Source organism: Streptococcus pseudopneumoniae (assembly GCF_001072375.1).
In the GTDB taxonomy this organism is placed as follows: Bacteria; Bacillota; Bacilli; order Lactobacillales; family Streptococcaceae; genus Streptococcus; species Streptococcus pseudopneumoniae_L.
On sequence record NZ_JVKV01000086.1, the window covers coordinates 1 to 2,560 of the forward strand.

The window sequence follows — 2,560 nt, forward strand, 5'->3', positions numbered from 1 at the left end:
AGCGTAGTAGAGCCCACTCAACCACTGCGTCTTGCTCGACAATCAAAAGAGAATTGAGAGGCTAGGACTTTTGTCCCAGCCTCTTCTTGTCTTGCCAACTAAAGTAATCAGAAGGCTCTTAAGAAAAGTTATTTTCAAACTTTTTTGATATAATAGAAACATTGACTTGAAGAATAAGGAAGAGAAAATGAACGATTTATTAAAGGGAATGAATGACCGTCAAGCCGAGGCTGTTCAAACCACAGAAGGACCCTTGCTGATCATGGCGGGGGCGGGATCTGGTAAGACTCGTGTTTTAACCCACCGTATTGCCTACTTAATTGATGAAAAGTTGGTAAACCCATGGAATATCTTGGCCATTACCTTTACCAATAAGGCTGCGCGTGAAATGAAGGAGCGTGCTTATGGACTCAATCCAGCTACTCAGGATTGTTTGATCGCGACCTTCCACTCTATGTGCGTGCGTATCCTACGGCGCGATGCCGACCACATTGGCTACAATCGCAATTTCACGATTGTGGATCCAGGGGAGCAGCGAACGCTCATGAAACGTATTCTCAAGCAGTTGAACTTGGATCCTAAAAAATGGAATGAACGTACCATTTTGGGAACCATTTCCAATGCTAAGAATGATCTGATTGACGATGTAGCTTATGCTGCCCAGGCAGGAGATATGTACACGCAAATTGTAGCTAAGTGTTATACAGCCTATCAGAAAGAACTTCGTCAGTCAGAGTCAGTGGACTTTGACGACTTGATCATGTTGACTTTGCGGCTCTTTGACCAAAATCCTGATGTTTTGACTTATTATCAGCAAAAGTTCCAATATATCCATGTTGATGAGTATCAAGATACCAACCATGCCCAGTATCAACTAGTCAAACTTTTGGCTTCACGCTTCAAAAATATCTGTGTGGTTGGGGATGCTGACCAGTCTATCTACGGTTGGCGTGGTGCTGATATGCAGAATATCTTGGATTTTGAGAAGGATTATCCTCAAGCCAAGGTTGTTTTGTTGGAGGAAAATTACCGCTCAACCAAAACCATCCTACAAGCTGCTAATGACGTTATCAAAAACAATAAAAATCGCCGTCCTAAGAATCTCTGGACTCAAAATGCGGATGGGGAACAGATTGTCTACTATCGCGCTAATGATGAACAAGACGAGGCTGTCTTTGTCGCTAAAACCATCGATGAACTTGGTCGAAGCCAAAACTTCCTCCACAAGGATTTTGCGGTTCTTTACCGTACCAATGCCCAGTCTCGTACCATTGAAGAAGCTCTGCTCAAGTCCAATATTCCTTATACTATGGTCGGTGGAACTAAGTTCTATAGCCGTAAGGAAATCCGTGATATTATCGCATATCTTAATCTCATCGCCAATTTGAGTGATAATATCAGTTTTGAGCGGATTATTAATGAACCAAAACGTGGCATTGGACCAGGAACAGTAGAGAAAATCCGTGACTTTGCCAACCTACAAAATATGTCGATGCTTGATGCTTCAGCTAACATCATGTTATCAGGGATTAAAGGTAAGGCAGCCCAGTCAATCTGGGATTTTGCCAATATGATTCTTGATTTGCGGGAGCAACTGGATCAGTTAACCATTACTGAGTTAGTGGAAGCAGTCTTGGAAAAGACAGGCTACGTAGATATTCTCAATGCTCAGGCGACTTTGGAAAGTAAGGCTCGTGTTGAAAATATCGAAGAGTTCCTTTCTGTTACCAAGAACTTCGATGATAATCCAGATAATCAAGAAGATGAAACTGGCTTGGATAAGCTCAGTCGCTTCTTGAACGATTTGGCCTTGATTGCAGATACAGACTCTGGCAGTCAGGAAACATCAGAAGTAACCTTGATGACGCTCCATGCGGCCAAGGGACTCGAGTTTCCAGTTGTATTCTTGATTGGGATGGAAGAAAATGTCTTTCCACTTAGTCGTGCAGCAGAGGACGTGGATGAATTGGAAGAAGAACGCCGTCTAGCCTATGTCGGTATCACGCGCGCAGAGAAAATCCTTTATCTAACCAATGCTAACTCACGCTTGCTATTTGGTCGAACGAACTATAATCGCCCAACACGCTTTATCAATGAGATTAGTTCAGATTTGTTAACTTATCAAGGTTTGGCGCGTCCTGCTAATAGTAGCTTCAAAGCATCCTATAGTAGTGGAGGTGTTGCCTTTGGTCAAGGCATGAGCCTAGCTCAAGCTCTACAAGATCGTAAACGCAACGCAGCACCAAGATCAATTGAATCAAAAGGACTACCTTTTGGACAGTTTTCAGCTGGTTCTACATCAGCTTCTAGTGAGACAAGCTGGTCTATTGGTGATATTGCCCTTCATAAGAAGTGGGGCGAAGGAACTGTTCTAGAAGTTTCAGGAAGTGGATCTACTCAGGAATTGAAAATCAATTTCCCAGAAGTCGGCCTTAAAAAACTTTTAGCCAGTGTAGCACCGATTGAGAAGAAGTAAGTTTTCTAAATGAATAAGAGTGAGGTTGGGACAAAAGATTCCGACCTCACTTTTTATTAGCAATCAAACTTTGACGCGGTAGCT

Annotated in this window: 1 protein-coding gene; it reads left to right on the forward strand. The window is 42.7% G+C overall.

Annotated features, from left to right (window positions below; translation table 11 throughout):
• The first annotated feature begins 187 nt into the window (after positions 1 to 187).
• On the forward strand, positions 188 to 2,476 hold the full coding sequence (pcrA, locus tag ADH31_RS07060) for a DNA helicase PcrA (protein WP_049509798.1): 2,289 nt from the start codon (positions 188 to 190) through the stop codon (positions 2,474 to 2,476).
• The last annotated feature ends 84 nt before the right edge of the window (positions 2,477 to 2,560 follow it).